At 74.1% G+C, this 12,393-nt stretch carries 10 protein-coding genes; 1 reads left to right on the top strand and 9 read right to left on the bottom strand.

Annotated elements, in window-relative coordinates:
• From pyrF to pyrR, 8 genes are all read right to left on the bottom strand, one after another.
• A partial coding sequence (gene pyrF, locus DMH08_RS35070; protein ID WP_125620403.1) for an orotidine-5'-phosphate decarboxylase occupies positions 1-692 on the bottom strand: 692 nt, incomplete at its 3' end.
• Positions 689-1,669 (bottom strand): dihydroorotate dehydrogenase, encoded by a 981-nt coding sequence (locus DMH08_RS35065; protein ID WP_026405768.1) that lies wholly within the window; start codon positions 1,667-1,669, stop codon positions 689-691. The genes DMH08_RS35065 and pyrF, both read right to left, overlap by 4 nt.
• Complete coding sequence (locus DMH08_RS35060; protein WP_125620401.1) at positions 1,666-2,568, bottom strand: iron-sulfur cluster-binding protein; 903 nt, start codon at positions 2,566-2,568, stop codon at positions 1,666-1,668. Before DMH08_RS35060 ends, DMH08_RS35065 begins: the two co-directional genes overlap by 4 nt.
• Positions 2,569-2,665: 97 nt before the next feature.
• Entirely contained in the window at positions 2,666-6,040 is a 3,375-nt protein-coding gene (carB, locus tag DMH08_RS35055) for a carbamoyl-phosphate synthase large subunit (protein ID WP_125620399.1), read from the bottom strand.
• The gene (gene carA, locus DMH08_RS35050) at positions 6,040-7,155 is read right to left on the bottom strand and encodes a glutamine-hydrolyzing carbamoyl-phosphate synthase small subunit (protein WP_125620397.1); all 1,116 of its coding nucleotides are present in this window, start codon (positions 7,153-7,155) and stop codon (positions 6,040-6,042) included. The genes carB and carA overlap by 1 nt, the downstream gene beginning before the upstream one ends.
• On the bottom strand, positions 7,152-8,453 hold the full coding sequence (locus DMH08_RS35045; protein WP_026405766.1) for a dihydroorotase: 1,302 nt from the start codon (positions 8,451-8,453) through the stop codon (positions 7,152-7,154). The genes carA and DMH08_RS35045 overlap by 4 nt, the downstream gene beginning before the upstream one ends.
• Positions 8,450-9,391: an aspartate carbamoyltransferase catalytic subunit gene (locus DMH08_RS35040; RefSeq protein ID WP_026405765.1), complete on the bottom strand. Its 942-nt coding sequence runs from the start codon at positions 9,389-9,391 to the stop codon at positions 8,450-8,452. Before DMH08_RS35040 ends, DMH08_RS35045 begins: the two co-directional genes overlap by 4 nt.
• Positions 9,388-9,996 (bottom strand): bifunctional pyr operon transcriptional regulator/uracil phosphoribosyltransferase PyrR, encoded by a 609-nt coding sequence (pyrR, locus tag DMH08_RS35035; protein ID WP_125620405.1) that lies wholly within the window; start codon positions 9,994-9,996, stop codon positions 9,388-9,390. The genes DMH08_RS35040 and pyrR overlap by 4 nt, the downstream gene beginning before the upstream one ends.
• Before the next feature lie 422 nt (positions 9,997-10,418).
• On the opposite strand from pyrR, the gene bldD reads away from it, so the two are divergent.
• Positions 10,419-10,913, top strand: coding sequence for a transcriptional regulator BldD (gene bldD / locus DMH08_RS35030; RefSeq protein WP_067795069.1), 495 nt, complete (start codon positions 10,419-10,421; stop codon positions 10,911-10,913).
• Here the strand turns inward: bldD and DMH08_RS35025 are convergent.
• The coding region (locus DMH08_RS35025) for an MFS transporter (protein WP_125620395.1) at positions 10,809-12,393 on the bottom strand (1,585 nt) is incomplete at its 5' end. The two genes, bldD and DMH08_RS35025, sit on opposite strands and share 105 nt — an antisense overlap.

Below are 12,393 nucleotides of genomic sequence, written 5' to 3'. Positions count from 1 at the left end.
GTGGTGGTGCGGCGGAGGGCGGCGGCGAGGGCGGCGGCGGCCGCGCCCGGGTCCGGGGCGCCGGTGATGGGGCGGCCGACGACGAGGAGGTCGGCGCCCGCGGCGAGGGCCTGCTCGGGCGTCGCGACGCGGGCCTGGTCCTGGACGTCGGCGCCCGCGGGGCGCACGCCGGGGGTGATGAGCGTGATGCCCGGGCCGACCTCGGCGCGGACGGCGGCGGCCTCCTGCGGGGAGCACACCAGCGCCTGCGCGCCGGCCTCGACGGCCAGGACGGCCAGGCGGCGGACGGCGTCCGGGGCGGGGCCCTCGATGCCGAGCCGGGCGAGATCGGCGTCCCCGAGGGACGTCAGCACCGTCACCGCGGCGATCTTGGTGGCGGGGGCGGTGTCCACGGCCTCGCGGATCATGGCGGGCCCGCCGGCGGCGTGCACGGTGAGGAAGGACGGCTTGAGCCGCGCGACGGCGCGCGCCGCGCCCCGGACGGTGGCGGGGATGTCGTGGAGCTTGAGGTCCAGGAACACCTGCACGCGGCTGGCGCCCCGGACGCTCGCGACGACGTCCGGGCCGTACCGCAGGTACAGCTCCAGGCCGACCTTGACGGTCGAGACGTGCGGCGTGACCAGGGTGGCCCAGCGCGCGGCCGTCTCGAGGTCGGGCGCGTCCAGCGCGACGGCGATGGGGGCGGCGGTCACGTTCTCTCCTTCTGGGGCTCGTCGGGCCGCACCTGCGGCGGCACGTAGCCGGCGGGCCGGTGGGCCAGCCCGACGGCGTCGGCGAGGCTCCCGATCCCGCGGGCCGCGAGGGCCTCGTCGAGTTCGCGCAGGATGCGGGGGCCGGCCGTGGGGTCGTGGAACAGGGCGGTGCCGACGGCGACGGCCGACGCCCCGGCGAGGACGAACTCCAGCGCGTCCATGCCGGTGGCGATGCCGCCGACGCCGACGATCGGGGTGCGGGGCAGCGCGGCGTGCACCTGGTAGACGCAGCGGACGGCGACCGGGCGGATCGCCGGGCCCGACAGCCCGCCGGACACGCCGGTGAGGGCGGGCCGCAGCGTGTGCGGGTCGATCGCCATGCCCTCCATGGTGTTGATCAGGGTGAGCCCGTCCGCGCCCGCGTCGACGCACGCCAGCGCGATCGTGACGATGTCGGTGGCGTCCGGGGCGAGCTTGGCTAGCACGGGGACGCCGGAGCGGGTGTGCTCGCGGACGGCGCGGACGACGGCGGCGGCTGCCGCCGGGTGCCGGCCGAAGGTCCCGCCGCGGTCGCCCGCGTTCGGGGCGGCGAGGTTGACCTCGAGGGCGGCGACGCCGGGCACGCCGCGCAGCCGCCGGGACAGGTCGCCGTACTCCTCGACGCTGTTGCCCGCGACGGACACGATCGTGCGGACGTCCTGCTCGATGAGCCACGGCAGGTCGTGTTCGAGAAAGGTCTCGATGCCGGGGCCGGGGAGGCCCATGGCCGTGAGGAGCCCGCTCGGGGTCTCGGCCACACGCGGCGTGGGTCGGCCCGCGCGCGCTTGCGGCATCACCGATGTCGTGACGAACGCCCCGAGGCGGGAGAGTTCGAAGAACTGGGCCAGCTCGCGTCCGGTGCCGCCGCACCCGGAGGCGGTCAGGACGGGGTTGGCCAGGCCCAGCGGGCCGATCGAGGTCCACAGCCGGTCGCTCACCGCTCGCTCCCCTCCGTGACGCCCCGCGCGCCCGGCGACAGCACGCGCGGCGCGCCGAGCGCGTCGAACGGGATGGTGCCGAGGTCGCCCCAGCGGACGCGGTCGCCGCGCAGGACGGGCCCGTCCGCGCAGGCGCGCACCATGCGGGTGACGCCGTCGTCGCCGTGGACGGGCAGCACGCACGTCATGCAGACGCCGGTGCCGCACGCGCCCGTCTTCTGCATGAACTCCTCGACCGACACCTGGGACGGCAGCCCGAAGTCCCCGGCGGTCTGGGTGACCGAGCGGAGCAGGTCGGTGGGACCGCACCCGTAGACGACGTCGGCGGCCGTCTCGTCGATCACGCGGGGCAGCACGTCGCGGACCGTCCCGCGGTCGCCGAGCGTCCCGTCCGCCGTGACGACGGTGGCGCTGTCGCCGATGCGCTGCGCCATCCGCGACCCGAACACCTGCCGGTCGGACGGGCCGCCGAGGACGAAGTGGACGCGGCAGCCGCGCCGCAGCAGCGAGTCGGCGAGCGCGAACAGCACCGCGCCGCCGGGGCCGCCGCCGACCAGCAGGCAGTTCACCGGGTCGCGGGGCAGCCGGAACGGGCGGCCGAGCGGGCCGAGGAGGTCGAGCTGGTCGCGGGAGCGCAGCCCGGCGAGCCAGCCGGTGCCGGGCTCGGTGTCGGCGAACACGACCTCGACGGTGCCGCCGTAGTCGGACTTGACCTCGTGGACCCCGAAGCAGCGGCGGACGAGCCGGGCCGTCTGCCGGCCGCCCACCGCCACCGCGATGAACTGGCCGGGCCGGAACCGCTCGGCGATGGCCGGGGCGACCAGCGTCATTGCGTGGTAGTCCTGCACCTGGCGGACCGTCAGGACCGTCGCCGACGTCTGCACCGGTGTGTCGGACACCCGTCTCCCTCTCCTCGTCGCCTCGCCGCGCCGGACGCCGCGCGCCGGCGGGCGCCCCCGCTCGTCCGGGGGCGCCCGCCGGTGCGCGGCGACGGCGTCAGCCGGTGGCCGGGCCGCCCGGGGCGTCCGTGCCCGTGCGGCCGTGCGCGCCGCTGAGCCGCTCGGCGTGCTCCTGCAGGGAGCGGACGCCGATCTGCCCGCCCGCGACGGCCTCGATGCCCTGGACGGCGGCGGCGAGCCCCTGCACGGTCGTGACGCACGGTACGCCGCGCAGCACGGCCGCGGTACGGATCTCGTACCCGTCGAGCCGGGGCCCGGACTGGCCGGGGCCGCCGAAGGGAGTATTGACGATGAGGTCCACTTCGCCGTCGAGGACGCGCCGCACGATCGTGGGCTCGCCGTCCGGTCCGGGGCCCTCGCTGTGCTTGCGCACGATCTTGGCATGGACGCCGTTGCGGTGCAGGACCTCGGCGGTCCCCTCCGTGGCAAGAATCTCAAAGCCCAGGTCAGCGAGGCGCTTCACCGGGAACACCATGTGCCGCTTGTCCCGGTTCGCCACGGAGACGAACGCCCGGCCCTTGGTCGGCAGCGAGCCGTAGGCGGCCTGCTGCGACTTGGCGAACGCCGTGCCGAACACCTCGTCGATGCCCATGACCTCGCCCGTCGAGCGCATCTCCGGGCCGAGGACGGTGTCGACGCCCTGGCCGTGCGCGTTCCGGAACCGGTCGAACGGCAGGACGGCCTCCTTCACCGCGATCGGCGCGTCCAGCGGGAGGTTCCCGCCGTCGCCGGTCGCGGGCAGCAGGCCCTCGGCGCGCAGCTCGGCGACCGTCGCGCCCATCATGACGCGGGCGGCGGCCTTCGCGAGCGGCACGGCGGTCGCCTTGGACACGAACGGGACGGTCCGGGACGCGCGCGGGTTCGCCTCCAGGACGTACAGGACGCCCGCGGACAGCGCGTACTGGACGTTCATCAGCCCGCGCACCCCGACGCCGCGGGCGAGCGCCTCGGTGGCCTCGCGGATGCGGCGGACGTCGTCGTGCCCGAGGGTGATCGGCGGGAGCGCGCACGCGGAGTCGCCGGAGTGGATGCCGGCCTCCTCGATGTGCTCCATGACGCCGCCGAGGTAGAGGTCCTCGCCGTCGAACAGGGCGTCGACGTCGATCTCGATGGCCTCGTCCAGGAACCGGTCGACCAGCACCGGGTGCTCGGGGCTCGCCTCGGTGGCGCGGGCCATGTACGACTCGAGCGTGGCGTCGTCGTAGACGATCTCCATGCCGCGCCCGCCGAGCACGTAGGACGGCCGCACGAGCACCGGGTAGCCGATCTCCGCGGCGATGTCGCGCGCCTCGTCGTACGAGGCGGCGGTGCCGTGCTTGGGCGCGAGGAGCCCCGCGCGGTGCAGGACGCGGCCGAACGCGCCGCGCTCCTCGGCGAGGTGGATGCTCTCCGGGGACGTGCCGACGATCGGGACGCCCGCGTCCTTGAGCTTCTGCGCGAGGCCGAGCGGGGTCTGCCCGCCGAGCTGGACGATCACGCCCGCGACCTCGCCGGTCTGCTGCTCGGCGTGCACGACCTCCAGGACGTCCTCGAGGGTGAGCGGCTCGAAGTACAGCCGCCCGGACGTGTCGTAGTCGGTGGAGACCGTCTCGGGGTTGCAGTTGACCATGACGGTCTCGTAGCCCGCCTCGGCCAGCGTGAAGGACGCGTGGACGCACGAGTAGTCGAACTCGACGCCCTGCCCGATGCGGTTCGGGCCGCTGCCGAGGATCAGCACCTTCGGCTTCGTCCCGGCCGGGACCTCGGTCTCCTCGTCGTAGGCCGAGTACAGGTACGGGGTCCGCGCCTCGAACTCGGCGGCGCAGGTGTCGACCGTCAGGTAGACGGGGCGGATGCCGAGGGCGTGCCGGACCTCCCGGACGACCTCCTCCGACAGGCCCCGCAGCTCGCCGATCTGCGCGTCGGAGAAGCCGTGCCGCTTGGCGGCGAGGAGCTTCTCGCGGGTGAGCGCGTCGTCGGCGGTGCGGATCTCCTCGGCGACGGCGTTGATCGCGGCGATCTGGTCGAGGAACCAGGGGTCGATGCCGGTGGCCGAGTACAGGTCGTGGAGGGTCGCGCCGGCCCAGAGCGCGCGCTGCACGTCGCGGAGCCGTCCCTCGTGCGGACGGGACGCGGACTCGACCAGCGCGGCCGCGTCGAGGCCCGAGGCGTCGTCCCGGCCCGCCCAGGCGAACGAGGAGCCTTTCTGCTCGAGCGAGCGCAGCGCCTTCTGCAGGGCCTCGGTGAAGCAGCGGCCGATGGCCATGGCCTCGCCCACCGACTTCATGTGGGTGGTGAGGGTGCCGTCGGCGCCGGGGAACTTCTCGAACGCGAACCGCGGGACCTTCACCACGACGTAGTCGAGCGTGGGCTCGAACGACGCGGGCGTCTCGCGGGTGATGTCGTTCGGGATCTCGTCGAGGGTGTAGCCGATCGCGAGCTTCGCGGCGATCTTGGCGATCGGGAAGCCGGTGGCCTTGGACGCCAGCGCGGACGACCGCGACACCCGCGGGTTCATCTCGATGACGATCATCCGGCCGGTGCCGGGCTGCACCGCGAACTGGATGTTGCAGCCGCCGGTGTCGACGCCGACCTCGCGGATCACCGCGATCGCGACGTCCCGCATGTTCTGGTACTCGCGGTCGGTCAGCGTCATCGCGGGCGCGACGGTGATCGAGTCGCCGGTGTGCACGCCCATCGGGTCGAGGTTCTCGATGGAGCACACGATGACGACGTTGTCGGCGCGGTCGCGCATGACCTCGAGCTCGTACTCCTTCCAGCCGAGGATCGACTCCTCGAGGAGCACCTCGCTGGTCGGGGACGCGTCGAGGCCCGCGCCGGCGATGCGGCGCAGGTCGTCCTCGTCGTGGGCGAAGCCGGAGCCGCGGCCGCCCATGGTGAACGACGGCCGCACGACGAGCGGGTAGCCGAGCTCGCCCGCCGCCGCCGTGACCTCGTCCATCGTGCGGCAGATGACGGACCGGGCGGACTCGGCGTTCAGGCCCTGCTCGCGGGCGACCTTGGCGACGATCTCCTTGAACTTCTCGCGGTCCTCGCCGGCCTGGATCGCGTCGACGTCGGCGCCGATCAGCTCGACGCCGTACCGCTCGAGGACGCCGCTCTCGAACAGCGCGATCGCGGTGTTGAGGGCCGTCTGGCCGCCGAGCGTCGGCAGCAGCGCGTCCGGCCGCTCCTTGGCGATGATCTTCTCGACGACCTCGGGGGTGATCGGCTCGACGTAGGTGGCGTCGGCGAACTCCGGATCCGTCATGATCGTCGCGGGGTTGCTGTTGACCAGCGTGACGCGCAGGCCCTCGGCCTTGAGGACGCGGCACGCCTGGGTGCCCGAGTAGTCGAACTCGCACGCCTGGCCGATCACGATCGGCCCGGAGCCGATCACCAGGACGGACGTCAGGTCTTCGCGGCGCGGCATTACCTCGACCCCTCCATCATCTCGCAGAAACGGTCGAACAGGCCGGACGCGTCGTGCGGGCCCGCCGCGGCCTCCGGGTGGTACTGGACGCTGAACGCGGGGCGGTCGAGCAGCCGCAGGCCCTCGACGCAGCCGTCGTTCAGGTTCACGTGGGTGACCTCGGCGCGCCCGTACGGGGTGTCGAACGGGCCGTCGGCCGGCGCGTCCACGGCGAACCCGTGGTTGTGGGCCGACACGTCGACCTTGCCGGTCGTCCGGTCCTGCACGGGCTGGTTGATGCCCCGGTGGCCGAACCGCAGCTTGTAGGTGCCGAGGCCGAGGGCGCGGCCGAAGATCTGGTTGCCGAAGCAGATGCCGAAGAACGGCTTGCCGGCGTCCAGGACGCCCCGCAGCGCGTCCACCGCGTAGCCGGCGGCGGACGGGTCGCCGGGGCCGTTGGAGAAGAACACGCCGTCGGGGTCCAGGGCGAGGATGTCGGCGGACGTCGCGGTGGCGGGCAGCACGTGCACCTCGCAGCCCCGCTCGGCCATCCGGTGCGGCGTCATCGCCTTGATGCCGAGGTCGACGGCGGCGACGGTGAAGCGCTTCTCCCCGATCGCCGGGACGGTGTACGGCTCGGCCGTCGAGACGTCGCGGGCGAGGTCGGCGCCCTCCATCGAGGGGCTCCGCCGGACGCGCTCCAGCAGCGCGTCCGCACCGGCGGCCGCGGCGGCGCCGCTGAAGATCCCGGCGCGCATGGCGCCGCGGTCGCGCAGGTGGCGGGTCAGCGCCCGGGTGCCGGGGATCGCGATGCCGACCACGCCCTGGTCGCGCAGCGCCGACCCGAGCGAGCCGGTGGCGCGCCAGTTGGACGCGACGCGCGCGGGCTCGCGGACCACGTACCCGGCGACCTGGATGCGGCCGGACTCGGGGTCCTCGTCGTTCACGCCCGTGTTGCCGATGTGCGGGGACGTCATGGCCACGATCTGCCGCGCGTACGACGGGTCGGTGAGGGTCTCCTGGTAGCCGGTCATCCCGGTGTTGAAGACCATCTCGCCGAAGGTCTCGCCCTCGGCCCCGTACGCGGCCCCGTGGAACACCCTGCCGTCTTCCAGAACGAGCAGAGCAGGGTTCATTGGAGCTTCCCTTCCAGGACGGTCGGCTCGCCGCGCAGGAACGTCGCCACGACGCGTCCAGGCAGCTCCAGCCCGGCGAACGGGGTGTTGCGGCTCTTGGAGGTCATGGCGGACGGGTCCACGGCGCGGCGCGGCGACGGGTCGTACAGCGTGATGTTGGCGGGCGACCCCGTCTCGAGCGGACGTCCCTGCCCGGACAGGCGGCCGATGCGCGCGGGCCGGTACGCCATGCGGTCGGCGACGCCGGCCCAGTCGAGCAGGCCGGTGTCGACCATGGCCTCCTGGACGACCGGCAGCGCGGTCTCGAGGCCGATCATGCCCATCGCGGCGACCGCCCACTCGGTCTCCTTCGCCTCGACCGGGTGGGGGGCGTGGTCGGTGGCGACGCAGTCGATGGTGCCGTCGGCGAGCGCGTCCCGCAGGGCGTGGACGTCCTCGGCGGTGCGCAGCGGCGGGTTCACCTTGAAGATCGGGTCGTAGGACTCGGCGCGCGTGTCGTCGAGCAGCAGGTGGTGCGGGGTGACCTCGGCGGTCACCGGGCAGCCCTTGCTCTTCGCCCACCGGATGACGTCGACCGAACCGGCGGTGGACACGTGGCAGACGTGCAGCCGCGACCCTACGTGCTGGGCGAGCAGGACGTCCCGGGCGATGATCGCCTCCTCGGCGACCGCGGGCCAGCCGCGCAGCCCCAGCGCGGCCGACACCTCGCCCTCGTTCATCTGCGCGCCCTCGGTGAGCCGCGGCTCCTGCGCGTGCTGCGCGACGACGCCGTCGAACGCCTTCACGTACTCCAGCGCGCGCCGCATGATGACGGCGTCGGAGACGCAGTGCCCGTCGTCGGAGAACACCCGGACGGACGCGGCGGAGTCGGCCATCGCGCCGAGTTCGGCGAGCTGCTCGCCCGCGATGCCGCGGGTGACGGCGCCGACGGGCTGCACGTCGCAGTACCCGGCCTCGCGGCCGAGCCGCCACACCTGCTCGACGACGCCGGCGGTGTCGGCGACCGGGTCGGTGTTGGCCATCGCGTGGACGGCCGTGTAGCCGCCCATCGCGGCGGCCTTCGTGCCGGACTCGACGGTCTCGGCGTCCTCGCGGCCGGGCTCGCGCAGGTGGGTGTGCAGGTCGACCAGGCCGGGCAGGGCGATCAGCCCCGCGGCGTCGACGACCTGCGCGCCCGCGGCGTCCAGGCCGGCGCCGACCTCGGTGATGACGCCGCCGCGGACGAGGATGTCGGCGGGCTCGCCGCCGAGGAGCCGCGCGCCCTTGATCAGCGTGGTCGTGGCGGGGGTTTCGGTCACGGGGAGACCTCCTGGCCGATGGCGGGCTCGGAGCCTCCGAGCAGCAGGTAGAGGACGGCCATGCGGGCGCTGACGCCGTTGGCGACCTGCTCGACGATGGTGGAGCGGACCGAGTCGGCGACCTCGGCGGCGATCTCGACGCCGCGGTTCATCGGCCCGGGGTGCATGACGATCGCGTGCTCGGGGAGCTGCGCCATCCGGTCGGCGTCCAGGCCGTAGCGGCGGCTGTACTCGCGCACGGTCGGGAAGTACGCGGCGTTCATCCGCTCCTGCTGGACGCGCAGCATCATGACCACGTCGCTCTTCGGCAGGACGGCGTCCAGGTCGTAGGAGACCCGGCACGGCCAGGTGCCGATCGCGACCGGCAGCAGCGTCGGCGGCGCGACGACGGTGACGTCGGCGCCGAGGGTGTCCAGCAGCAGGACGTTGGAACGCGCCACCCGGCTGTGCAGGACGTCCCCGACGATCGTGATCCGGCGGCCCTCCAGGTCGCCGAGGCGGCGGCGCATCGTGAACGCGTCCAGCAGCGCCTGGGTCGGGTGCTCGTGGGTGCCGTCGCCGGCGTTGACGACGCTGCCCCGCACCCAGCCCGCGAGGCGGTGCGGGGCGCCGGACGCGCCGTGCCGGATGACGACGCCGTCGGCGCCCATCGCCTCGAGCGTCAGCGCGGTGTCCTTCAGGCTCTCGCCCTTGGACACGCTGGACCCCTTCGCGGAGAAGTTGATGACGTCCGCGGAGAGCCGCTTCGCGGCGGCCTCGAACGAGATCCGGGTGCGGGTGGAGTCCTCGAAGAACAGGTTGACGACCGTGCGGCCGCGCAGCGTCGGCAGCTTCTTGATCGAGCGGCCCGCGACCTGCGCCAGCTCCTCGGCGGTGTCGAGGACGAGCAGCGCGTCGTCGCGGGTCAGGTCGGCGGCGGAGATCAGGTGGCGGTTCACTCGGCGCCTCCCGCCGGGCCGGGGACCGGGGTGCCGACCGGCTCGGGGACCGGGCCGAGCAGCACCGCGTCGCGGCCGTCGTTCTCGTCCAGCAGCACCTTGACGGTCTCGCGCATCGACGTCGGCAGGTTCTTGCCCACGTAGTCGGCGCGGATCGGCAGCTCGCGGTGCCCGCGGTCGACCAGGACGGCGAGCTGGACGGCGCGCGGCCGGCCGAGGTCGTTGAGGGCGTCGAGCGCCGCGCGGACCGTCCGTCCGGAGAACAGGACGTCGTCGACCAGCACCACGACGCGGTCGTCGACGCCGTCGGACGGCAGTTCGGTGCGGCCGAGGGCGCGCGCGGGACGCATCCGGAGGTCGTCCCGGTACATGGTCACGTCGAGGGATCCCCACGGCACCGGGCGACCCTCCACCTCGCGCAGCAGGCCCGCCAGCCGCTCGGCCAGCGTCACCCCGCGCGTCTGGATGCCCAGCAGCAGGACGTCGTGCCCGCCCTTGGTGCGTTCGAGGATCTCGTGGGCGATCCGGGTCAGCGCACGGCGGATGTCGGGACCCTCGAGCACGGCCTTCGGCCGGGGGTCACCCTCCGCGGCGCGCGACCCCACAGGCCGTGGCGGCCTGGAGGCAGCATTCACCTCGGAAACCTCCTTTCCCGCCTCACTGGACGGGCCTTAAAGGACGTCTTGTCCCCCACACGTTAGCAGTCGGCGGGAACTGCCCCGTCCCCGGGCGGGGTCGTATCATCCCTGGTGAGAGGGGTCACACTCGGCCGGTCGAACGCGTGGAACGGCCGTCCGGGCGCCGTTCCCGCCCGGGCCCGGGGCCCCCGGGAGGTCCGAACCGAGACCTGCGGATTCGACCGCTTTTTTCCAATCAGCTTGACCTGGGGCCCGCACCGTTTTACCGTCACTGTCCGTAACCATCCCTGGAGACGGGGTCTTGAGGCGCATTGGCTTCGGGATTCTGTCGGTTCTCCGGCATCGGCCGGGAACCAATCGACGACGAAAGTGAGCCTGGGGGGCCAAGAATGCCGTCTGAATACGCAAAGGCTCTCGGCGCGCGCCTGCGCGCCATCCGCACCCAGCAGGGGCTGTCCCTGCACGGCGTGGAAGAGAAGTCCCGAGGCCGCTGGAAGGCCGTCGTCGTGGGTTCGTACGAGCGGGGCGACCGCGCCGTCACCGTTCAGAAGCTGGCCGAGCTCGCCGATTTCTACGGCGTGCCGGTTTCCGAGTTGCTGCCCGGCGGAGCCGCGCCGAGCCCGCTCGGGCCTACACCGAAGCTCGTGATCGACCTCGAGCGGCTGCAGCAGCTTCCGAAGGACAAGGCCGGTCCTCTCGCCCGTTACGCCGCGACGATTCAGAGCCAGCGGGGCGACTACAACGGGAAGGTCCTGTCCATCCGTCAGGAGGACCTGCGTTCACTCGCGGTCATCTATGACAAGTCTCCTACGGAGCTGACCGAGGAGCTCATCTCCTGGGGCGTCCTCGACCCGGAGGCGCGCCGCGCCGTCGAGTCGTTCTGATCCACCGCCTCGCACGACGGGGGTCCGGGTCCGCCCGGGCCCCCGTCCGCGTGTCCGCCCGCCCTTGGACGCCGCGCCGCGCGCGGCCAGCAGGGCCAGCGGGAGCACGGCCGCCATCGCCGCCGCGCTCAGCGCGAACCCGGCGGTGAACCCCCGCTCCCCCGGCACGCCCGCCACGATCACCGCGCTGACCTGGGTGCCCAGCGACGCCCCGACCGTCCGGATCAGCGTGTTGACGCCCGTCGCCGCGCCCGTCTCCCCCGCCGGGACGGCCTGCACCACCAGCGTCGCGACCGCCGCGTAGGCGAGGCCGAGGCCCACGCCGCGGGCGGTGCCGCCGACGTACAGGTGCCACAGCTCCGCGTGCGCGAACGTGACGAACAGGTACCCGGCGCCCGTCAGCGCCGCCCCGGCGAACAGCACGGCGCGCGACCCGATCCGCCGGTCCAGCGCCCCCGCCGCCGCGCCCGCCAGCGTCATCCCGATGCTCGCGGGGAGCTGGAGCACCGCCGCCTGCGTCGCGCTGCCACCGAACCCGTGGCCGGTGTCCTCGGGGAGCTGGACCAGCAGCGGGAACAGCAGCCCTCCCGCCATCAGCGCGTAGCCCGACAGCAGCGACGCCGCGTTGGCCGTCCACACCCCGCGGAGCCGCATGATCCGCGGGTCGACGATCGGCTCCCGCACCCGCGTCTCGACCCGCAGCCAGACCGCGGCCGTCACCGCCGACACCGCGAGCAGCCCCAGCACGCCCGGCGACGTCCAGCCCCAGAACGTCCCCTGGGTGAGCGCCGCCAGCGCCGCCACGAGCCACCCCGCGAACAGCACCGCGCCCCACCAGTCCACCCGGGCGCCCGCGCGGGGCGGCGACGCCGGCACCGCGAACCAGGCGGCGGCCAGCCCCGGGACGAGCCCGAGCACCGGCACCCACAGCAGCCACCGCCACCCGAGCAGGTCGATGATCGGCCCGGCCATGCACCACGACAGCGCGCCGCCGAGCCCCAGCATCGACGACATCAGGCCCACGGCGGACGCCGTCCGCTCGGGCGGCACCACGGCGCGGATGATGGTGTAGGCGAGCGGGAACACGCCGGCGCCGACGCCGCTCAGCACCCGGCCGGCGAGCATGACCGGCAGCGACCCCGCCGACGCGGCCACGACCATCCCGGCCGTCGCCGCCGCGAGCACCGCCAGCAGCACCCGGCGCGGCCCGTACAGGTCGCCGAGCCGGCCCACGACCGGCGTCGCCACGGCCGCCGACAGCGTCATCGCCGTCAGCGCCCACGCCGCGCCCGCGGGCGTCGTGCCGAGCCCCGCCTGGATCTGCGGCAGCGCCGGGGTGACGACCGCCATCGACAGCGAGTAGGCCGCCACGCCGAGGAACGCCAGCAGCGGCGCGCCGTCCGCGTCGAACACCAGGCTGTTGGCGATGGCGCCGACCTCGCACCCCAGCTGCTCGGCCGCGGCCCGCGCCGTCCGCGCC

Source organism: Actinomadura sp. WAC 06369, from assembly GCF_003947565.1.
GTDB lineage: Bacteria > Actinomycetota > Actinomycetes > Streptosporangiales > Streptosporangiaceae > Spirillospora > Spirillospora rifamycini.
This window is presented reverse-complemented; position numbering and strand designations above follow the sequence as displayed.